Consider the following 19955-nt stretch of genomic DNA (forward strand, 5'->3'; position numbering starts at 1 on the left):
GACGGGACACATGGACACCGTCATCCCCCCGCCGCCGCTCCACACGATCCCCACCATCGACGGCGGCGCGTTCCCGGTGCGGCGGGTCTACTGCATCGGGCGCAACTACGCCGCCCACGCCCGCGAGATGGGCCACGACCCCGACCGCGAGCCGCCGTTCTTCTTCCAGAAGAACCCCGACAACCTCGACCCGTCCGGCACCTTTCCATACCCGCCGCTCAGCTCCGACGTGCACCACGAGGTCGAGCTGCTCGTCGCGCTCGCGACGGGCGGCAGCAACATCGCCGCCGCCGACGCGCTCGACCACGTCTGGGGCTACGCCGTCGCGCTCGACATGACCCGGCGCGACCTGCAGGGCGAGGCCAAGGCGCGCGGCCGCCCCTGGGAGATCGGCAAGGCGTTCGAGCGCTCCGCCCCCGTGGGCCCGTTGCACTCCGCCGCCACCGTCGGCCACCCCGCGCGCGGCGCGATCACCCTCGCCGTCAGCGACACCCCGCGCCAGCAGGGCGACCTCGCGCAGATGATCTGGAGCGTGCCCGAAATCATCGCCGACCTCTCCGCCCACTACGCCCTCGCGCCCGGCGACGTCATCCTCACCGGCACCCCCGCCGGCGTCGGCCCCGTCGCCCAGGGCGACCGGCTCGAAGCCTCCATCGCCGGCCTCGGCACATTGTCCGTCCGCGTCGTCTAAGCGCCTTAAAACGGCCGGCCCGCTGCTGTAGCCTCGAGCGCGAACGGGACGGGCACCGGGCAGGGACCACATGCGCATCACCTCGATCACCCCGATGAAGGACGAGGCCCCCTACATCCTCGAATGGGTGGCCTATCACCGGCTGATCGGCGTCAACGACATCATCGTCTTCTCCAACGACTGCACCGACGGCACCGACCAGATGCTCGAGCGGCTCGACGAGATGGGCCTGCTGCGCCACTACCCCAACCCCTCGATGATCACCGGCGCCGAACGCCGCCACACCCACGCCCTGCGCTACCTCAACAGCGGCGCGCGGCTGCGCCGGTCGGACTGGGTGGCGAGCCTCGACGTCGACGAGTACATCTGCGTCAACGCCGGGGCAGGGCGGCTCGAAGACCTCTTCGCCGCCGCCGAGGGCGCCAACGTCATATACATGAACCAGCACAATTTCGGCTCCGGCGGCGCCGAGCGTTTCGACGACGTGCTGACCACAGACCGCTTCCGCCACGCCTGGGCCAAGGATGCGGCCTACCACCGCAAGGTCAACCGGCGCGGGGTCAAGACCATCACCCACCGCTCCGCCGAGCCGACCGCCTGGCACAACCATTCGCCGATCTTCGATGGCGACCGGCTCGACCTCGTCCACGCCGTCAACGGCTCCGGCAAGCCCATCGACAAGACCGCCATCGACATCTCGAAGGACGTCAAGAGCCTCACCGCGCTCGATTACGGCTTCGACCTCGTCCAGCTCAACCACTACGCCCTGCGCTCGCTCGAGGATTACCTGCTCAAGGTCGCGCGCGGCAACGCCAACCACAACGACTTCGGCGACGAGCTGCATTACTGGCGCCGCTACGAGCACAACGACCTGCTCGACGAGAACATCACCCGCTGGCTCCCCGATCTCGCCGATGCCCATGCCGAGCTGCTCAAGGACGCCGAGCTGCGCCAGCTTCACGAGGGCGCCGTCGCCCGCGCCCGCGCCCGTGCCGCCGAACTGCGCGCGGCGCCCGGGATGCGCAAGCTCGTCAACCGCCTGCTGCGCTTCCAGGCGCGCAACCCCGTCGAGGCCGCCCCGGCCTAGCCCGCCAGCGCCGCCTCCGCGTCGCCCCGGCACTCCTCGACCCAGCCGTGATCGCGGGCGTAGCCGAGCCGGATCAGCGCGTCGCCGTAGAGCATGGCATACTCCTCCGCCACGGCGCGCGGCAGCAGCTCGCGCCACTGCGCCTTGCGCCCCGACCTGACGTGCGCGCGCACGTTGGCCTTGCGCGCCCCCTCGTCCCTGATCCCGCCGAACAGGCTGTGGGTCCAGTAGCTCTCGACGAGCCGGTCGATGTCGAACCCGGCCACGCCGAGCTTTTCGAGCGCCGCGCGGAAGCGGGCGCAGTCGACATCCTCGATCATGTCCTCGTAGCGCAGGTCGGCCACGTGCGGATGGCCGTAGGGCCAGGCCAGCATCTCCGTCAGCGTCTCGGCGTGCTTGCCGGCCATCTCGAAGCGCAGCTGCGCGGCGAAGTCGGGCAGGGCGGCGATGTGCTCCTGGTAACTCTTGCCCCCGAGCGCGGCGCGGGGGGCGGCGAGCCACCTCTCGTTGCCGAGCGGCGCGGCGACATGGTAGCGCGCGCCCGAGATCAGCACGTCGCGCGGATCGCGGATCATGTGCACGAAACGCGCCTCGGGGTGGAGGAACATCTCGAACGGAAAGCGCGCCGACCAGTTCGTCACCAGCGCCGGCCCTTCCTCGGGCAGCTCCGCGATGGTCGCGGGACGGCTCATCCGCAGGAACGGGATCCCCTCGGCCTCGGCAAACTTCAGGAACGTTCGCCGCATCCAGACGGTGCCGGTCTTGTGGTGGGTCGCGATGCACAGGAAGCGCGGCGTGCTCATGCCGCCGGCTCCTGCTGCTTCGACGGAAACATCCCGGTGTCGACGAAGGTGCGCATCTCGGCGGCGCGCAGCTGGTACTCGAGCACCCTCAGCGCGCACTCCTGGCACGCCCGCACCAGAGCGGCGAGGTCGTCGTCCCGCAGCCACTCCTCCATGATCGGACGGATCCCCCCGGTGGGGATGGTGGCGTCGGCGCAGGTGTTGATGTCGTAGCGGTCCCAGTACTCCATATCGATCCGGTCCTTGTTCTTGCTGTTGGCGGTGCCGCGCAGCCGCTTCAGCAGGAAGTCCTCCCGGCTCTTGATCGCGTAGTGATTCACCTGCGCGAGCTCGTAGCCCACCGTCTCGGCGTTCGAGCGCCAGCCCTTGTGCAGGATCTTCTCGTCGAGCTCGACGCCCGAGCCGTTGACCCACTTCACCATGCCCGGGACGATCTCGGTCGTCTCCTTCTTCCACTTCGGGCGGTGGACGCCGAAATAGTCGAACTTCCGCGGCCGGAACAACGTCTTGAAGCCCCAGACCAGCCCGTTCTCCGGCTTGTCGTAGGACGAGCCGCGCACGTAGCGCTCGCTCACCAGCGCGCCGAAATCGGCGTGCGCCTGTCCGCACGAGCCCATCAGCCGCCAGTTCACCGAGATCGCGTCGGCGTCGGGCACCGCGCCGATCAGCGCGTCCACCGTCCGCTCGCCCACGTGCACGTTGAGGAACTCGTCGGCGTCCGCGATCAGCACCCAGTCGGCGCCGCGCACGCGCTCCATGCGGTTGGCGCGCGAATAGGCGGCGCGTTGGGGGTCCATGCGGGGGCCGAGCGGATTGTCGTGGTGTTCGATGATCCCCAGCGTGTCGAGCCGGTTCAGGATCAGGTTGGTCCCGTCGGTGCAGTCGTTGGAGAAGATCACGAAGTCGTCGAACCCGATCGACTTGTGGTAGGCGAGCCATTCCAGCAGGTACGGCCCCTCGTTCTTCATCGTCGACAGCAGCAGCTTGCGCATCGTCACTCTCCCGCCTCGGCCATCAGCCGCGCGGCGCGGGCCTGCTCGATGGCATCCTCGATCTCGTCCGGCGTCGCGTCCTGGGCCACCTCGACCCCCTCGGCCTCGGCCTGCGCGCGCTGCTCGTCCGGCGTCTCCGCCGCGCCCTTCTTGATCCCCACCGAGCGCGCCACCATCAGCGCGATCTCCCGGTCTGGCATCCCTTCGGCCTGCAACTCCCTGATCCGGTCCTGCCACGCCTTGGGCAGGTGCTGGGTGAAGAGCACCTCGTCGAGCTTGTCGATCGGCGTCGCCGAGGCCCGCTTCAGCTCCTCCAGCCACGCGCCGTACTCGCCGCTCGCCCGCAGCATCTCGACCCGGCGCGCATGGTAGGCATGGGCTTCGTCCTGCAGCTTGCGCATCACCGGGTCCGACAGGATCTCGGCCATCTTGCGCTTCACCCCGCGCGCATGGCGCAGCGCGTTGCGCGCCTCGATCTCGTTGCGGTCGAAGATCGCGAAGTAGCCGGCGTTGTACTTGTCGGGCTTGTTGTTGACGTTGCCCCGCACCCGCCGCAGCAGGTAGGCCTCGTAGCTCTTCACGGCGTAGTGGTTCATCTCGACCAGCTTGTAGCCCAGCGACTTGCCCGTCGAGCGCCAGCCCCGTTCGTTGAAGCTCTCCGGCATCGGCCGCCCCGACCCGTTGACCCAGTGGCGCAGGATGTCGGCCCCGTCGCCGAGCTTCTCCACCTTGCCCTTGCGGCTGGTGGGGCGGTGGATGCCGAACTTGATGTCGGCCTTCGGCCGGAACATCGACTTCACGCCCCACCCCTTGCGGAACCTGTCGGGCGCGCCGTGGGTGTAGTTCTCGATCACCAGCCCCGGGTTCCACTCCGTCACCCCCGACGAGCCGAAGAACCGCCAGGTCATCGCGATCGCGTCGGTCTCCCCGGGCAGCCGCGCGACGAGGTCGCCGATCCGCCCCTTGCCGCACTTGACCGAGACGAACTCGTCGGCGTCCATCACCAGCACCCACGCGCTGTCCGTCACCTCCGGGTTGGCCTGCCCGAGGTTGAGCGCGTTGGGCTGGGGCTTCTTGCCCGCGGGGACGTCGTTGCGGAAGTGCCGGGCCCAGCCCATCTCCTCGAGCCGCATCAGCATCGCGTCGGTGCCGTCGCCGCAATCGTTGGTGTAGACGACGATGTTGTCGAAGCCGATATGCCGGTGATACGCCACCCACTCGACGAGCGAATGGCCCTCGTCCTTCATCATCGACAGGATCGTGTAGGTATGCTTGGGGCTCATGCCCGTGGCCTTCCCGGCCCGTGCGGGGCCTGTTGTTTCTCTGCTCGCTCCCGCTCTGCCCTAAAGGCGCAATCTGACCGTTTTAGGGCGCGTCGCCAGCCGTTCCGGCCACCTTACCGGCCCCTCGCCGGCGGGCCAACAGGACGCCCGGCGCGGATGGAACTTGCCCTCCGCTGTGTCGTTTGACAAACGAGAGGCGGACCCCGGCCGGCGCGCCCGGCTCTTCGGGGCAGCCGCGAAACCACCCAGAACAGAGGGGCTCACCCATGGCTTTCGATCTTCCCGACCTTCCCTACGCTCACGACGCGCTCGCCGGCAACGGCATGAGCAAGGAGACGCTCGAGTTCCACCACGACATCCACCACAAGGCCTACGTCGACAACGGCAACAAGCTGATCGCCGGCACCGAGTGGGAGAACAAGTCGCTCGAGGAGATCATCAAGGGCACCTACGATCCCAACGCGGTGGCCCAGAACGGCATCTTCAACAACATCTCGCAGCTTTGGAACCACAACCAGTTCTGGGAAATGATGTCGCCCGGCCAGTCCTCCATGCCTTCCGAGCTCGAAAGCGCCCTGAAGGACAGCTTCGGCTCCGTCGACAAGTTCAAGGAAGAGTTCGCGGCGGCCGGCGCGGGCCAGTTCGGCTCCGGCTGGGCCTGGCTCGTCAAGGGCGGGGACGGCGGCCTCAAGATCCGCAAGACCGAGAACGGCGTGAACCCGGTCTGCTTCGACGAGACCGCTCTGCTGGGCTGCGACGTGTGGGAGCATTCCTACTACATCGACTTCCGCAACAAGCGCCCGGCCTACCTCGACAACTTCCTCAACAACCTGGTCGACTGGGAGAATGTCGCCTCCCGCATGTGACCGACACCGGGGTGCGCGGCCGCCGCGCACCCCACGCCTCCGGAACTGCCGCCCCGCCCTCAGGTTGAAGCAGGACAGCCCCAGAATCCCGGAGACCCCCATGCGCCTTGCCGCCCTCGCTCCCCTCGTCGCCGCCCTCGCCGCCGCGCCCGCGCTCGCCGACATCGAGCAGACCACCGCCACCGGCTCCGTCGCCGAGGTGATGGACCGCCTCGAGAGCGCCGTCACCGAAGCCGGCGCGACCGTCTTCGCCCGCGTCGACCACGGCGCCGGCGCCGCCGATGTCGAGATGTCGCTCGCGCCTGCCGAACTGCTGATCTTCGGCAATCCCCGGCTCGGCACCCCGGCGATGCAGGCCGATATCCTCGCCGGCCTCCACCTGCCCCTGAAGATGCTCGTCTACACCGATTCCGAAGGCGCCACCCGCATCGCCTGGATCGAGCCCGAGGCGCTGTTCGACGACCTCGAGATCGACGACGACGCCCAGTACGTCGAGAAGATGGAAGACGCTCTCGCGAGCTTCGCCGAGGCCGCCGCCGCCGGGTGACGGGGCAGGGGGCGCGGCGCCCCGCCGCCGGGCTCCCGCCGCACGGAACTCCGCCCCCGCGCCAAGGGTTGGCCCTCCAAGCAACAAAGGAGATCTCCCATGGCAGAGCGGCACCGTTCCCACGACAAGTCCCGCGAGACAGAGAACTTCACCGACGACACCGCCACCCCCTCCCAGCAGGGCCGTGCGCAGGGCGAGCTCGAGCGCAAGGTCGGCACCCGCGACGAGGAGAAGCAGGCCGAGCAGGGCGGCGGCGCGACCCGCGTCCACAAGTCCGACGAGAAGGGCGAGGGCAACCTCGGCGGTCTCCACGGCACCGGCGGGGAGGACTGAGCATGGCCGGCATCGACAACGGCACCTGGGTCCTCGTCGCCGACGGCGAAAAGGCCCTGTTCCTCGAGAACATGACCGACGCGGAGAACCCGAACCTGCGCGTCGTCAAGAAGGAGGAGCAGGACAATCCTCCCGACCGCGAGCAGAGCGCCAACCGCCCCGGCCGGATGCAGGACACCGGCGTGCAGCAGCGCTCCGCGATGGACGACACCGACTGGCACGAGCTCGCCAAGGAGCGCTTCGCCGACGACATGGCCGAGCTGCTCTACGGCATGGCCCACCGCGGCCGCTTCGACAAGATCGTCCTCGTCGCCGCGCCCAACGTGCTCGGCGAGATCCGCGACAAGCTCCACAAGGAGGTCGCCGACAAGGTGGTCGGCGAGATCCCCAAGACCCTGACCAACCACCCGATCGGCGACATCGAGAAGATCGTCGCCAAGGACCTGGCCGAAGCCTGACGTCTTCCGCGCGCGCCCACACCCGGGGCGCGCGCGCCGCAACGCCCGTTGCGCCCGTTGCCTCTCGGGCCCTTGCCACCGCCCGCACGATTTCGCGCGCGAAACATCCCCCGCCCGCCCCCTTGCCATTCCTCCCGCGCCGTGGCTCATGGCCCCCATGAGTGATCCGGTGCGTGCAGTCCTGGCGATCGTCACGGCCTGCGTGATCTGGGGCCTGTCGCCGCTCTACTACGCCCTCCTCGACAGCGTCGTGCCCATCGAGGTGCTGGCCCACCGCACCCTCTGGTCGTTCCTCTTCTTCGTCGCGGTGATCGCCCTGCAGCGCCGCCTGCGCGACCTCGCCGCCGCCGTCGCCACACCAAGCCGCGCCGGGCTGATCCTCGCCGCCGGCCTCGCGATCGGGTTCAACTGGTTCGGCTTCATCTTCGCCATCCATTCCGGCCGCGCGCTGGAAGCCTCGCTCGGCTACTACGTCTTCCCGCTCTTCGCCGTCCTGCTCGGCCGCCTCGTCTTCGGCGAGGCGCTGACCCGCGTCCAGTGGGCCGCCGTCGGCCTCGCGGGGCTCGCCGTCACCGTCCTCACCGCGGGCCTCGGCGTGCCGCCCTTCGTCGCCCTCGGCCTCGCCGCCTCCTTCGCGATCTACGGGGCCCTGAAGAAGCGCATCGCCCTCGGCCCGATCCTGTCGGTCACCGCCGAGGTGCTGCTGCTGCTGCCGCTCGCCCTGGGCTTCCTCGCCGTCTTCGGCCACGCCCAGCCCCTGCCGACGCTGCTGCTGCTGATGCTCTCGGGCCCGCTGACGGCGACCCCGCTGATGCTGTTCAGCTACGCCGCCCGCCGCCTGCGCTTCGCCACGGTCGGCCTCGTCCAGTACCTCAACCCCACCCTGCAGTTCCTCGTCGCGGTGCTGGTCTTCACCGAGCCCTTCACCCCCTGGCACGCCATCGCCTTCCCGATCATCTGGATCGCCCTCGCGCTCTACTCCGCCAGCGCCATCGCGCGCGACCGCGCCACCCGCCGCGCCGCTGCCGTCCCGCTCTAGGTCTCTGTTCTCGAAATATCCCGGGGGAGTCGCCCCGAAGGGGCGACGGGGGCAGCGCCCCCGGTCCGCGGCAGGCTCAGACCGACACGAGCGGCAGCAGCGCCTCCTTCGCGATCGCCCCCTTGCGCGCGTCCTCGATGACGGCGCCCCGGCGCAGCACGACGAATCGGTCGGCGAGGTCGTAGGCGAAGTCGAAATACTGCTCGACCAGCACGATCGCCATGTCGCCGCGCTCCCTCAGCAGGCGGATCACCTCGCCGATATGCTGGATGATGTTGGGCTGGATGCCCTCGGTCGGCTCGTCGAGCAGCAGCAGCTTCGGCCGGGTGATCAGCGCGCGCGCGATGGCGAGCTGCTGTTGCTGGCCCCCCGAGAGATCGCCCCCGCGCCGGTGCTGCATGTCGCGCAGCACCGGGAACAGCTCGTAGACGTGGTCGGGGATGCGGTGCTCGGGGCGGGGCAGGCAGGCGAAGCCGGTCTCGAGGTTCTCGGTGACGGTCATCAGCGGGAAGATGTCGCGCCCCTGGGGCACGTAGCCGATGCCGCGCCGCGCCAGCCGGTGCGCGGGCAGCCGCTCCACCGCCGCGCCCTCGAGCCGCACCGTCCCGCCCGAGGGCAGGTGGGTGCCGGCGATCGCCTTGAGCAGGCTCGTCTTGCCGACGCCGTTGGTGCCCATCACGCAAGTTACCTCGCCGAGCGCGGCCGTCAGCGAGACGTCGTGCAGGATCTGCGACTTGCCGTAATGGAGGGTCAGGTTGTCGATGGTCAGCATGTTCAGCGCCCGAGATAGACGTCGATGACGTCTTGGTTCCTGGTGACGTGGTCGAGCGAGCCCTCGGCCAGCACCGCGCCCTCGTGGAGCACGGTGACCTTGCAGTTCAGGCGGCGGACGAACTCCATGTCGTGCTCGACCACCACGACGGCGCGGGTGCGGGCGGCCTCGACGAGGATCGCGGTCGTCTTCTCGCGCTCCGCCGGGGTCATGCCGGCGGCCGGCTCGTCGACCAGCAGCAGGCGCGGGTCCTGCGCCAGCAGCATCCCGATCTCCAGCCATTGCTTCTGCCCGTGGCTCAGCTCGCCCGACGGCCGCTCGAGCTGGTCGCCGAGCCCGATCTCGTCGGCCAGCTCGGCCACGCGCGCGAGGTCCGCCGGGCTCGGCCTGTAGAGCAGGACGGCCAGCGGCCCGCGCGGCTTCCTGAGCGCCATCAGCAGGTTCGCCTGCACCGTCTGGTCCTCGAACACGGTCGGCTTCTGGAACTTTCGCCCGATGCCGGCCTGGGCAATCTTGGCCTCGCTCATGCCGATCAGCGAGGCGCTGCGCTCGCCGTAGAGGACGTGGCCGCTGTCGGGGCGGGTCTTGCCGGTGACGATGTCCATGAAGGTCGTCTTGCCCGCGCCGTTCGGCCCGATCACGGCGCGCAGCTCGGCCTCGCCGATCTGGAAGGAGAGGTTGTTGATGGCGCGGAAGCCGTCGAAGCTGACGGTCACGCCCGAGACTTCGAGAAGCGTGCTCATGAGGCGGTGTCCTTGCGGCGGCCGGCCAGCCGCTCGAGCCCGCCGGCGATGCCGCGCGGCGCGTAGAGGGTGACGGCGACGAAGCTGAGGCCGAGCAGCACCAGCCACCAGTCGACCCAGGCGACCCGGTAGCCCGCCACCGTGAGGTCGGGCGCCTGGCCGCCGGTGAACCACGACGACAGCAGGCTGACGAAGGCGGTGCCGATGACCGCGCCGTAGAGCCTGCCGCGTCCGCCGATGGCGACCCAGACGGCGAGGTAGATCGAGGCGATGGGCGCGATCTCGGCCGGGTTGATGATGCCCGCCTGGGGGTAGTAGAGCGCCCCCGCGATCCCGGCGATGCAGGCGGTCAGGGTGAAGATGGCGAGCTTGTAGTGCTCGACCGAGTAGCCGAGGAAGCGCACCCGGGCCTCGTTGTCTCGGATGCCCCGGATCACCGAGCCGAACTTGCCCGAGACCAGCCACGCCGACAGCAGGTAGCCGAGCGCCAGCGCCAGCGCCGAGGCCCAGAAGAACCATAGCGACACCTCCGATTGCGGCGCGGTGACGCCGGGCAGGTTCTGCAGGCCCGACAGCCCGTTGTTGCCGCGCAGCCCGCTGGCGTTCTGGAACAGGTACAGCGCGAGCCCCAGCGTCATCGCCTGGGTCAGGATCGACAGGTAGACGCCGGTGACTCGGGCGCGAAACGCCAGCCAGCCGAAGACCAGCGCCAGCAGCCCCGGCACCAGCACCACCAGCGCGAGCTGGATCGCGAGGCTGTCGGCGAAGCTCCAGATCAGCGGCAGGTCGCTGCTGCCGACGACGCCGAAGACCTGGTTGCCGATGGCGGCCTCGATCTCCTCGGGCGTCGGCGGCAGGGCGGCGTCGGCCAGCGCGCCCTCGACGATGTGGCGGGTGCGCTCGAACATCAGCCACATGCCGATCATGTAGCCGCCCAGCCCGAAGAAGGCGAAGTGGCCGAGCGAGAGGATCCCCGCGTAGCCCCAGATCAGGTCCATCGCGACGGCGACGAGGCAGAGGCACAGGGTCTTGCCCAGCGTCTTGACGAAGCTCGTCGAGATCACGCCGACGCCGAAGCCTTCGGACAGGACCGTGACGGCGAGGGTGAACAGCGCCAGCAGGGCGAGGAACACGAGGACGGACGGGTGTCTTGCGATGAAGGAGCGGTGCATGCCTCAGTCTCCCGCGGCGCGGCCCTTGAGGGCGATGATGCCCCGCGGCCGGAACTGGATGAAGATGATGATGAAGACGATCATGTAGGTCTGCGCCGCCAGCGTGTTGGAGGGGTTCAGCCACTCCACGCCCTTCTGGAAGCCGCCGATCATCGTCGCGCCCGCGAGCGTGCCCCAGATGTTGCCGACGCCGCCGACCACCACGGTCATGAAGCTCTGCACGATGTAGTCGCCGCCCATTTCGGAGGTGACCTTGGCGAACAGCCCGATGACGACGCCCGCGATCCCGGCGATGCCCGAGCCGAGGCCGAAGGTCAGCATGTTCACCCGGTCGGGGTTGATCCCCATGCTGGCGGCCATGCGCGGGTTCTGGGTCACGGCGCGGGTCTCGAGGCCGAGCCGGGTGCGATTCATGATGAACAGGAACAGTCCGAGGAACAGCAGCGCCAGCGCGAAGATCGCGATCCGGATATAGCTGATCGCGACCACGTCGTTGATCACCCAGGCGCCGTCGAGCCAGCCGGGCGCGGTGAGCGGGCGGGCCTGGGTGCCGAAGATGTTCTTGGCGAGCTGCTGCAGCGCGATCGACACGCCGAACGTCGCCAGCAGCGTCTCGAGCGGGCGGTGGTAGAGCCAGCGGATCACCAGCCGCTCGAGCGCCACCCCGGCGGCGAAGGTGACGGCGAAGGCGAGCGGCACCGCCAGCAGGATCGACGCGGTGTGGTTGGTGACGAACTGCTGCACCACGAAGCCGGTATAGGCGCCCATCATGATGAATTCGCCGTGCGCCATGTTGATGACGCCCATCACCCCGAAGGTGATCGCCAGCCCGATGGCGGCGAGGAAGTAGATCGAGGCCAGCGACAGCGCGTCGAGCCCGAGATCCACCGCCTGACCGACCGCGACCCGCGTCTGCGAGGCGCCGAGCGCGGCGGCGGCGGCGGCGGTGACGTCCGGGTCGGGGTCGGCGTAGACGTCGAGGAAGCGATGGCCGGCGAGGGCCTCGGCGACGTCCTGCGGCCCGACGCGCGGCTCGGCGAGCCCGGCGACGACGAGCGCGTCGTAGGCGGTGTCGCGCGCGGTCTCGCTCGACAGCGCCGCGACGGGCAGGCCGCCGACCTCGCCGTCGCGGATATGGGCCGTCAGCGCCGCGTCGCGGGCCTCCTTCGTCACCAACGCCGGGGCGCGGCCCTCGGCCACGAGGAGGTCGTAGGCGGCGGTGACGCCGAGCTCCTCGCCGCCCGGCGACAGGGTGGCGGCGACGTTGGCGGGCGGCGGGTCGGTCGCGCCGATCACCGTGCGGCGGGTGGCAAGGATCGGGTTGAGCGTGGCGCGGAAGTCGACGCCGAGATCGCCCGACAGGCTCTCGATGGCGGCGATGCGCTCGGCGGGGGAGGCGCCGTGGGCGATGGTCATCAGCCGCTCCATCCGCTCCTTGCGCGCGCGCAGGGCCGGGTCGGTCTCGGCGGCGACGGAGGCGCGCAGCGGCTCGAGCAGCCCGGCCTCCGGGTCGCGGCCGAGCGAGTCGAGCGCGGCGGAGCGCTTGGCCGGGTCCGGGTCGGTCAGCTGAAAGCGCACCAGCGCGGTGGCGATCAGGGCGCGGATGCCGCTGTTGGGCTTGAGCTGGGTCAGCTCCGACCTGGGATAGGTGCCGACGGGCGCGCCGGTGTCGAAATCGATCAGCCGGTATAGGCCGTCGGCGGTCTCCTCGCCGGCGAAGAACAGCCCGTCGGCCGCGCGCTGCCACATCTCCTTGGCCTGCCACGTCTCGAGCACCCGCGGGATCGCGGGCAGGCCGCTGTCGGCGAGCGCGTCGATGGCGGGGCCGATCGTGCGGCGCGAGCTTTCCTCGATCAGCGCGCGCTGGGTTTGCAGGATGTCCTGCACGTTGCGCGTCTGCGCGAGGGCGAAAGGGGTTGTGAGCAATGCGCAGAGCATCGCCATCAGCAGCGTCTTCATCTGGGGGTCCGGGCTCTCGGGGAGGGGAGGGCGCGCCCGCGCGGGCGCGCCCCCGGATGGGCCGATCAGTAGTTCGACAGCGTCTGCACGCAGGTCTCGGTCTCGGTGTTGTACATGCCGCAGTCGAGCTCCTGCCAATCCGAGACCAGCACGGCGGATTCCGGAAGGAAGTCGGTCCAGGCGTCGCCGGGGACTTCCTCGGTCTGGGAGACGATGTCGAACTGGCCGTCCCCGGTGATCTCGCCGATCAGCACCGGCTTGGCGAGGTGGTGGTTGGGCAGCATCACGGCGGTGCCGCCGGTCAGGTTCGGGAATTCCTGCCCATACATGGCCTCGCGCACCGCATCGACCTCCGCGGTGCCGGCCTCATCGACCGCGTTCACCCACATGTTGAAGCCGATGTAGTGGGCCTCCATCGGGTCGTTGGTCACGCGGTCGGCACCCATGCGCTCCTGCCAGGCGGCGATCCACTCCGCGTTGGCCTCGGTGTCGGCGGACTGGAAGTAGTTCCACGCGGCGAGGTGGCCGACGAGGTTCGAGGTGTCGAGGCCCGAGAGCTCCTCCTCGCCGACGGAGAAGGCGACGACGGGGATGTCGTCGGCGGAGATGCCGGCGGCGGCGAGCTCCTTGTAGAAGCCGATATTGGCGTCGCCGTTGATCGTGGAGATCACGCCGACGCGCTTGCCGTCGGCCCCGAGCGCCACCACGTCGGCGACGATGCGCGACCAGTCGGAATGGCCGAAGGGGGTGTAGTTGACGAAGATGTCGGTCGCCGGGATGCCGTTGTCCTGCAGGTAGGCCTGGAGGATGTTGTTGGTGGTGCGCGGGTAGACGTAGTCGGTGCCCAGCAGCGCGAACTTCTCGATGCCCAGCTCCTCGAGGAAGTAGTCCGTCGCCGGGATCGCCTGCTGGTTGGGCGCGGCGCCGGTGTAGAAGACGTTGCGTGAGCTTTCCTCGCCCTCGTACTGCACCGGGTAGAAGAGCAGGCCGTTCAGCTCTTCGATCACCGGCAGCACCGACTTGCGCGACACGCTGGTCCAGTTGCCGAAGATCACGTCGACCTCGTGCACGGTCAGCAGCTCGCGCGCCTTCTCGGCGAACAACGGCCAGTCGGAGGCCGGGTCGACCACCACCGCCTCGAGCTCGCAGCCGAGCACGCCGCCGGCGGCGTTCTGCTGCTCGACGAGCATCTCCATCGTGTCCTTCAGGGTGGTCTCGGAAATGGCCATGGTGCCCGAGAGCGAGTGCAGGACGCCGACCTTGATCGGGCAATCCTGCGCGAGGGCCGGCAGCGCGGTCCCGAGGAGCATGGCGGTGGCCAGGGCGGTGGTGGTTCTCATGTGATATCCCCTCGCGGGGCGGCCGCCGGCGCTTGTTGTCGGAACAGATGCGCCATAGCGTTCCCCCGCAGCTTCGATGTTGCAATCGTGTGGCGGCCGGGCTGAGGTCCAATTCATCCGGTCGTCACACACCCTCTGCCCCAGAGCGAGCTGCCCTGACGTCAGATGATGCCGGATGTTTGCTGCGCTGCCGCACGAGTGGCAATCCGAGGGGGCGGGGATTGTGGACCCGGTCGCGGATTGGCTGTTTTTCAGGCGCACTTCGCCGCGACCGCCCAATAATCGCCCACCTGCGTCATCGTCGCCCCATTATCGGGCGCCGATCCTGCCGCTTGCGCGCGCCGTGTGCTTGGACAGCTCCGAGACGGTTGCAACGGAGACGTGCCATCACCCTGTCCACTCCCATAGACGCGCCCGCGCGCCAGCCCCGGGCGATCGGGCGCGGCCGGCTGTCGGTCCGGCGCGACGCGGCCGGGCGGACGCGGCTCGCGGACCTGCGCCAGCTCGGCTCGACGAAGCTGCTCTTCCCGCAGGTGCACCGTGCCGGGGCCGAGTGCATCCTCATCAACACCGCCGGCGGCGTCACCGGCGGCGACCGGTTCGAGTTCGAGGCGACGCTGGAGCCCGGCGCGGCGCTGACCCTCACCACCCAGGCCGCCGAACGCGCCTACCGCGCCCAGCCCGGCGAGGTCGGCCGCATCGGCGCCCGCGTGACGGTGCGGGCGGGGGCGCGGCTCGACTGGCTGCCCCAGGAGCTGATCCTGTTCGACCGCTCCGCCCTCCATCGCCGGCTGGTGATCGCGCTCGAGGGCGACGCGCGGCTGCTGATGGCCGAGCCGCTGGTCTTCGGGCGCGCCCTGATGGGCGAGCGGCTGGGCGACGTGCGGTTTCGCGACAGCATCACGATCCTGCGCGACGGCCGCCCGCTCTACCTCGACGCGCTCCGGCTGGAGGGCGACGCCGCCGCGCAGCTCGCCCGGCCCGCGGTCGCGGGCGGGGCGGGGGCGATGGCGAGCGTGGTGCTGGTCCACCCCGGCGCCGCCGCCCACCTCGCGCCGGTGCGCGCGGCGCTGCCCGCGACGGCCGGGGCCAGCCTGCTCGCCGACGACGTGCTCGTCGTCCGCCACCTCGCCGCCGACAGCTTCCCGCTGCGCCGCGACCTGCTGCCGGTGCTCGAGCGCCTCGGCGAGACCCCCCTGCCAACGTCATGGAGACTCTGAGCGATGCAACTCACCCCGCGTGAAAAGGACAAGCTGCTGGTGGCGATGGCGGCCGAGGTGGCGCGCCGGCGGCTGGCGCGCGGCGTGAAGCTCAACCACCCCGAGGCGATCGCGCTGATCACCGACGCGGTGGTCGAGGGCGCGCGCGACGGCCGCTCCGTCGCCGACATGATGGAGGCGGGCGGCCGGGTCGTCACCCGGGCGCAATGCATGGAGGGCGTGGCCGAGATGATCCCCGAGGTCCAGGTCGAGGCGACCTTTCCCGACGGCACCAAGCTCGTCACCGTCCACGATCCGATCAGGTAGGAGCACGCGATGATCCCCGGAGAACTCTTTCCCGCCGAGGGCAGCCTGACGCTGAACGCCGGTGCCACGGCCCTCGCGCTGATGGTGGCCAACACCGGCGACCGGCCGGTGCAGGTGGGCAGCCACTACCACTTCGCCGAGACCAACCCCGCGCTCGACTTCGACCGCGCCGCCGCGCGCGGGATGCGGCTCGACATCGCCGCCGGCACCGCCGTGCGCTTCGAGCCGGGCCAGCGCCGGGAGGTGCAGCTGATCCCCATCGGCGGGGCGCGGCGCATCTTCGGCTTCAACAGCCAGATCATGGGAGACCTCTGATGCCCGTGCAGATCCCCCGCGCGCATTACGCCGCGATGTACGGCCCCACCACCGGCGACAGGGTGCGGCTGGCCGACACCGACCTCGTCATCGAGGTGGAGCGCGACCTGACGACCTACGGCGAGGAGGTGAAGTTCGGCGGCGGCAAGGTGATCCGCGACGGCATGGGGCAATCGCAGGTCACCCGCGCCGGGGGCGCCGTCGACACCGTCATCACCAACGCGCTGATCGTCGACCACTCCGGCATCTACAAGGCCGACGTGGCGCTGAAGGACGGGCTGATCCACGCCATCGGCAAGGCCGGCAACCCCGACACCCAGCCCGGCGTCGACATCGTCGTCGGCCCCGGCACCGAGGTGATCGCGGGCGAGGGACGCATCCTGACGGCCGGAGGCATGGACAGCCACATCCACTTCATCTGCCCCCAGCAGATGGAGGACAGCCTGCATTCCGGCGTCACCACCTGTTTCGGCGGCGGCACCGGTCCGGCGCACGGCACGCTCGCCACCACCTGCACGCCGGGGCCGTGGCACATCGGGCGGATGCTGCAGGCCTGCGACGGGATCGCGATGAACATCGGCCTCGCCGGCAAGGGCAACGCCAGCCAGCCCGGCGCGCTGTTGGAGATGGTCGAGGGCGGGGCCTGCGCGCTGAAGCTGCACGAGGATTGGGGCACGACGCCGGCGGCCATCGATTGCTGCCTGTCGGTGGCCGACGACATGGACGTGCAGGTGATGATCCACACCGACACGCTCAACGAGAGCGGCTTCGTCGAGCACACGGTGGCCGCCCTGAAGGGGCGCACCATCCACGCCTTCCACACCGAGGGCGCGGGCGGGGGCCATGCGCCCGACATCATCCGGATCTGCGGCGACGCCAACGTGCTGCCGTCCTCGACCAACCCGACGCGGCCCTTCACGGCGAACACGCTGGAAGAGCATCTCGACATGCTCATGGTCTGCCACCACCTCGACAAGTCGATCCCCGAGGACGTCGCCTTCGCCGAGAGCCGGATCCGGCGCGAGACCATCGCCGCCGAGGACATCCTGCACGACATGGGCGCGTTCTCGATCATCGCCTCCGACAGCCAGGCGATGGGTCGCGTCGGCGAGGTGGTGATCCGCACCTGGCAGACCGCCGACAAGATGAAGAAGCAGCGCGGGCGGCTGGCGGAGGAGACGGGCGAGAACGACAACCTCCGGGTGCGCCGCTATATCGCCAAGTACACGATCAACCCGGCCATCGCGCAAGGGGTCTGCCACGTGCTCGGCGACATCGCACTCGGCAAGCGCGCCGACCTGGTGCTGTGGCACCCGGCGTTCTTCGGGGTGAAGCCCGAGATGGTGCTGCTCGGCGGGACCATCGCGGTGGCGCAGATGGGCGACCCGAACGCCTCGATCCCGACCCCCCAGCCGGTCCATTCGCGGCCCATGTGGGGCGCCTACGGCGGCTCGCGCACCCGCTCCTCGGTCAGCTTCGTCTCGGCCGCCGCGCAGGCGGCGGGCCTGGGCGATCGGCTCGGGCTGGCGAAGGAGACGGTGGCCGTGATGCGCACCCGCGCCATCGGCAAGGCCGACATGGTGCTCAACGACGCCCTCCCAGAGATCGAGGTGCATCCCGAAACCTACGAGGTCCGCGCCGACGGCGTGCTGCTGACCTGCCAACCCGCGGAGGTGTTGCCCATGGCGCAGCGCTATTTCCTGTTCTGATGGCCGAGTTCGTCACACATGAGGTCCGCCCGGCCGCGTCGGGCGAGATGATCGACCATTGCCTGCTCGGCTACGACGACCGGTTCCTGCGCCGCAAGGTGATCGGGACGGTGGGCGGGCGGCGGCTGCTGGTGAACCTCGCGCGCACCACCTCGCTCGACCACGGCGACGCCTTCGTGCTCGAGGGCGGCGGGCTCGTCGGGGTGCGCGCCGCGCCCGAGCCGCTCTACGCGGTGACGGGCGACTTGCTGCGGCTGGCCTGGCACATCGGCAACCGCCACACGCCGTGCCAGATCGAGCCCGAGCGCCTCGTGATCCAGCGCGACCCGGTGATCGGCCACATGCTGTCGCACCTCGGCGCCACGCTGCGCGAGATCGAGGAGCCCTTCAGCCCCGAGGGCGGCGCCTACGGCCACGGGCGGACCCATGCCCACGAGCACGGCGCGACGACCCATGCACACTGAGGTCCTGACCCTCGCGCAATGGCTCTCGCCCGCCTATCCCGTCGGCGCCTTCGCCTATTCCCACGGGCTGGAGGCGGCGATCCGCAACGACTGGATCGCCTCGGCCGACGACCTGCAGGACTGGCTGGCGACGGTGCTCGCCGACGGCAGCGGGCGCAACGACTGCATCCTGCTGCGTGCCTCCCACGCCTGCGCCGACGCCGCCGGGCGGGCCGAGGTGGACGCTGCCGGACGCGCCTTCGCCGCCTCGGCCGAGCGCCTGCTCGAGTCCGAGGCGCAGGGCGCGGCGTTCGCCCGGGTGACGGGGGCGATCTGGGGCGGCGCCGACGAGGGCCTGCTCTACCCGGTCGCCGTGGGCGCGGCCGCCGCCCGGCTGGGGCTGCCCGCGACGCTGACCGCCGCGATGGCGCTGCACGCCAACGTCGGCAACCTCGTCTCGGCGGCGCAGCGCCTGATGGGGCTGGGCCAGACCCGCGCGCAGGGGATCGTCGCGGCGCTGACGCCGCTCTGCGAGCGGATCGCCGGCGAGACCGAGGGATGCACGCTCGACGACCTCCACGGCCTGGCCTTCCTGTCCGACATCGCCGCCATGCGGCACGAAACGCTGCAACCGAGGATATTCCGCACATGACCCAAGCCAACGGCCCGCTCCGCGTCGGCATCGGCGGCCCGGTGGGCGCCGGCAAGACGACGCTGACCGCCGCGCTCGCCCGCGCCCTTCACCCCGAGGTGTCGCTCGGCGTCGTTACCAACGACATCTACACCCGGGAGGACGCCGAGGCGCTGATGCGGATGCAGATCCTGCCCGGCGAGCGCATCCTCGGCGTCGAGACGGGCGGCTGTCCGCACACGGCGATCCGCGAGGACGCCTCGATCAACCTCGCGGCCATAGCGCAGCTCGAGGCGCGCCTGCCGGGGCTGGAGCTGGTGCTCATCGAGAGCGGCGGCGACAACCTGTCGGCGACCTTCAGCCCCGAGCTGGCCGACCTGACGATCTACGTCATCGACGTCGCCGCGGGCGAGGAGATCCCGAGGAAGGGCGGACCGGCACTGACCCGCTCCGACCTGCTGGTGATCAACAAGACCGACCTCGCGCCCCACGTGGGCGCCTCGCTCGAGGTGATGCGGCGGGACGCGGAGCGGATGCGGGGCGGGCGGCCGTTCCTGTTCACCTCGCTCCGGGCGGGGCGCGAGGTGGGGGAGATCGTGGCGTTCATCCGCGAGGCGGGCGGGCTGGTGGCGCGGGAGGGGGCGGGTGCGCGATGAATGCGCACCCTACGGGGCGAGGCCCGCGCGCAGGGCCGCCTCGAGCGCCGGGACGTCGGGGACCACCTCGATGAAGCCGCGCAGGCTCTCGGCGGCGAAGCCTTCGGCGATGACGTGGTCGAGCAGCGCGAGCAGGGGCTGCCAGTAGCCCTCGACGTCGAGCAGCAGGATCGGCTTGGCGTGCAGGCCGAGCTGGCGCCAGGTGAGCACCTCGAACAGCTCGTCGAGCGAGCCCGCGCCGCCGGGCAGCAGCGCGATGGCGTCGGCGTTCATGTACATCACCTTCTTGCGCTCGTGCATCGTCTCGGTGACGACGAAGCGGTCGAGGTCGCGCTTGCCGACCTCGAGGTCGAGCAGGTGGCCCGGGATCACGCCCAGCGTCGGCGCGCCCGCGACCTGCGCCGCGCGCGCCACCTCGCCCATGAGCCCGACGTCGCCGGCCCCGTAGACGAGCCGCCAGCCGTTCGCCGCCAGCATCCGCCCCGTCGCCGCGGCGGCCGCGCGGTAGCTGTCGCGCGCGCCGAAGCGCGCTCCGCAATAGACACAGATCGCGGCGGTCGCGGCTTGGCTCGGCATGGGGGCGGGTCCTC

23 protein-coding genes are annotated in these 19955 nt (G+C 70.3%); 14 read left to right on the forward strand and 9 right to left on the reverse strand.

The window, feature by feature from the left end; all coding sequences use genetic code 11:
- Positions 1-10: 10 nt before the first annotated feature.
- A complete protein-coding gene (locus OG2516_RS01025) occupies positions 11-691 on the forward strand; it encodes a fumarylacetoacetate hydrolase family protein (RefSeq protein ID WP_007253726.1) in 681 nt (226 codons plus the stop codon).
- A gap of 70 nt (positions 692-761) precedes the next feature.
- A complete protein-coding gene (locus OG2516_RS01030; protein WP_007253727.1) occupies positions 762-1778 on the forward strand; it encodes a glycosyltransferase family 2 protein in 1017 nt (338 codons plus the stop codon).
- Here OG2516_RS01030 and OG2516_RS01035 read toward each other — a convergent pair.
- From OG2516_RS01035 to OG2516_RS01045, 3 genes are read right to left on the reverse strand one after another with little or no spacing between them, the layout of a single operon-like run.
- Positions 1775-2581 (reverse strand): sulfotransferase domain-containing protein, encoded by an 807-nt coding sequence (locus OG2516_RS01035; protein WP_007253728.1) that lies wholly within the window; start codon positions 2579-2581, stop codon positions 1775-1777. The two genes, OG2516_RS01030 and OG2516_RS01035, sit on opposite strands and share 4 nt — an antisense overlap.
- A complete protein-coding gene (locus OG2516_RS01040; RefSeq protein ID WP_007253729.1) occupies positions 2578-3573 on the reverse strand; it encodes a glycosyltransferase family 2 protein in 996 nt (331 codons plus the stop codon). The genes OG2516_RS01035 and OG2516_RS01040 overlap by 4 nt, the downstream gene beginning before the upstream one ends.
- Positions 3574-3575: 2 nt before the next feature.
- Complete coding sequence (locus OG2516_RS01045; protein ID WP_007253730.1) at positions 3576-4856, reverse strand: glycosyltransferase family 2 protein; 1281 nt, start codon at positions 4854-4856, stop codon at positions 3576-3578.
- A 266-nt stretch (positions 4857-5122) separates the two neighbouring features.
- On the opposite strand from OG2516_RS01045, the gene OG2516_RS01050 reads away from it, so the two are divergent.
- The 5 genes from OG2516_RS01050 to rarD all read left to right on the forward strand — a co-directional run bounded on the left by OG2516_RS01050 (position 5123) and on the right by rarD (position 8099).
- Positions 5123-5722, forward strand: a complete 600-nt coding sequence (locus OG2516_RS01050; RefSeq protein WP_007253731.1) for a superoxide dismutase — start codon at positions 5123-5125, stop codon at positions 5720-5722.
- A 100-nt stretch (positions 5723-5822) separates the two neighbouring features.
- On the forward strand, positions 5823-6269 hold the full coding sequence (locus tag OG2516_RS01055; protein WP_007253732.1) for a DUF302 domain-containing protein: 447 nt from the start codon (positions 5823-5825) through the stop codon (positions 6267-6269).
- A 99-nt stretch (positions 6270-6368) separates the two neighbouring features.
- The gene (locus OG2516_RS01060) at positions 6369-6602 is read left to right on the forward strand and encodes a hypothetical protein (RefSeq protein ID WP_007253733.1); all 234 of its coding nucleotides are present in this window, start codon (positions 6369-6371) and stop codon (positions 6600-6602) included.
- A gap of 2 nt (positions 6603-6604) precedes the next feature.
- Complete coding sequence (locus tag OG2516_RS01065) at positions 6605-7060, forward strand: host attachment family protein (RefSeq protein WP_007253734.1); 456 nt, start codon at positions 6605-6607, stop codon at positions 7058-7060.
- A 157-nt stretch (positions 7061-7217) separates the two neighbouring features.
- Positions 7218-8099, forward strand: a complete 882-nt coding sequence (gene rarD / locus OG2516_RS01070) for an EamA family transporter RarD (RefSeq protein WP_040615273.1) — start codon at positions 7218-7220, stop codon at positions 8097-8099.
- 76 nt (positions 8100-8175) lie between these two features.
- On the opposite strand, the gene urtE is transcribed toward rarD, so the two are convergent.
- The 5 genes from urtE to urtA form a co-directional block, all read right to left on the reverse strand.
- Positions 8176-8871, reverse strand: coding sequence for an urea ABC transporter ATP-binding subunit UrtE (gene urtE, locus OG2516_RS01075; RefSeq protein ID WP_007253736.1), 696 nt, complete (start codon positions 8869-8871; stop codon positions 8176-8178).
- A gap of 2 nt (positions 8872-8873) precedes the next feature.
- The gene (gene urtD, locus OG2516_RS01080) at positions 8874-9614 is read right to left on the reverse strand and encodes an urea ABC transporter ATP-binding protein UrtD (protein ID WP_007253737.1); all 741 of its coding nucleotides are present in this window, start codon (positions 9612-9614) and stop codon (positions 8874-8876) included.
- Complete coding sequence (gene urtC, locus OG2516_RS01085; RefSeq protein ID WP_007253738.1) at positions 9611-10786, reverse strand: urea ABC transporter permease subunit UrtC; 1176 nt, start codon at positions 10784-10786, stop codon at positions 9611-9613. The genes urtD and urtC overlap by 4 nt, the downstream gene beginning before the upstream one ends.
- A gap of 3 nt (positions 10787-10789) precedes the next feature.
- Entirely contained in the window at positions 10790-12745 is a 1956-nt protein-coding gene (gene urtB / locus OG2516_RS01090; protein WP_007253739.1) for an urea ABC transporter permease subunit UrtB, read from the reverse strand.
- 65 nt (positions 12746-12810) lie between these two features.
- Positions 12811-14085 carry an urea ABC transporter substrate-binding protein gene (gene urtA, locus OG2516_RS01095; protein ID WP_007253740.1) on the reverse strand — a complete coding sequence of 425 codons (1275 nt, stop codon included), beginning with the start codon at positions 14083-14085 and terminating at the stop codon, positions 12811-12813.
- Positions 14086-14453: 368 nt separating this feature from the next.
- Here urtA and OG2516_RS01100 point away from each other — a divergent pair, with 368 nt between their 5' ends.
- Genes OG2516_RS01100 through ureG form a run of 7 tightly spaced genes read left to right on the forward strand, consistent with a single transcriptional unit; the run spans position 14454 to position 19365 of the window.
- Complete coding sequence (locus OG2516_RS01100; protein ID WP_007253741.1) at positions 14454-15305, forward strand: urease accessory protein UreD; 852 nt, start codon at positions 14454-14456, stop codon at positions 15303-15305.
- 3 nt (positions 15306-15308) lie between these two features.
- On the forward strand, positions 15309-15611 hold the full coding sequence (locus OG2516_RS01105; protein ID WP_007253742.1) for an urease subunit gamma: 303 nt from the start codon (positions 15309-15311) through the stop codon (positions 15609-15611).
- 9 nt (positions 15612-15620) lie between these two features.
- A complete protein-coding gene (locus OG2516_RS01110; protein WP_007253743.1) occupies positions 15621-15926 on the forward strand; it encodes an urease subunit beta in 306 nt (101 codons plus the stop codon).
- Positions 15926-17635 (forward strand): urease subunit alpha, encoded by a 1710-nt coding sequence (gene ureC / locus OG2516_RS01115; protein WP_007253744.1) that lies wholly within the window; start codon positions 15926-15928, stop codon positions 17633-17635. Before OG2516_RS01110 ends, ureC begins: the two co-directional genes overlap by 1 nt.
- Positions 17635-18099, forward strand: a complete 465-nt coding sequence (locus OG2516_RS01120) for an urease accessory protein UreE (protein ID WP_007253745.1) — start codon at positions 17635-17637, stop codon at positions 18097-18099. Before ureC ends, OG2516_RS01120 begins: the two co-directional genes overlap by 1 nt.
- Positions 18089-18730, forward strand: a complete 642-nt coding sequence (locus tag OG2516_RS01125) for an urease accessory protein UreF (RefSeq protein ID WP_007253746.1) — start codon at positions 18089-18091, stop codon at positions 18728-18730. Before OG2516_RS01120 ends, OG2516_RS01125 begins: the two co-directional genes overlap by 11 nt.
- Positions 18727-19365: an urease accessory protein UreG gene (gene ureG, locus OG2516_RS01130; protein ID WP_007253747.1), complete on the forward strand. Its 639-nt coding sequence runs from the start codon at positions 18727-18729 to the stop codon at positions 19363-19365. Before OG2516_RS01125 ends, ureG begins: the two co-directional genes overlap by 4 nt.
- Before the next feature lie 9 nt (positions 19366-19374).
- On the opposite strand, the gene OG2516_RS01135 is transcribed toward ureG, so the two are convergent.
- Complete coding sequence (locus OG2516_RS01135) at positions 19375-19941, reverse strand: LOG family protein (protein WP_007253748.1); 567 nt, start codon at positions 19939-19941, stop codon at positions 19375-19377.
- Between the last annotated feature and the right edge of the window lie 14 nt (positions 19942-19955).

Source organism: Oceanicola granulosus HTCC2516, from assembly GCF_000153305.1.
Classification (GTDB): domain Bacteria; phylum Pseudomonadota; class Alphaproteobacteria; order Rhodobacterales; family Rhodobacteraceae; genus Oceanicola; species Oceanicola granulosus.